This is a genomic window from Agrobacterium sp. a22-2 (assembly GCF_012276985.1).
In the GTDB taxonomy this organism is placed as follows: domain Bacteria; phylum Pseudomonadota; class Alphaproteobacteria; order Rhizobiales; family Rhizobiaceae; genus Allorhizobium.
In genome coordinates this window covers 1-395 of the sequence record NZ_JAAXMM010000112.1, presented here as the reverse complement: position 1 = coordinate 395, position 395 = coordinate 1, and the positions used below count along the sequence as shown (strand labels likewise).

General features: G+C 60.5%; 1 protein-coding gene. It reads left to right on the top strand.

From position 1 onward, the window contains the following. A partial coding sequence (locus HFC70_RS26635) for an ATP-grasp domain-containing protein (protein ID WP_368669833.1) occupies positions 1 to 395 on the top strand: 395 nt, incomplete at both ends.

Sequence of the window (395 nt, the reverse complement as noted above, 5' to 3'; positions counted from 1 at the left end):
CCGTCGTAGACCGCGCGACCCGTCGCATCGTATTCATGGCGTCTACCGAAGGCGGCGTGGAAATCGAGAAAGTGGCGGAAGAAACCCCTGAACTGATCCACAAAATGACCATCGATCCGCTGGCGGGTCCACAGCCTTATCAGGGCCGTGAGCTGGCCTTCAAACTGGGCCTGACCGGCAAGCAAGTCAGCCAGTTCGCCAAGATCTTCATGGGCCTGGCGACGCTGGTCCTGGAGCGCGACCTGGCGATGGTTGAGATCAACCCGCTGGTGATCACCAAGCAGGGCGATCTGGTGTGCCTGGACGGCAAACTGGGCGCCGACGGCAACGCCCTGTTCCGTCAGCCTGAACTGCGTGAAATGCGTGACCCTTCTCAGGAAGATGAGCGTGAATCC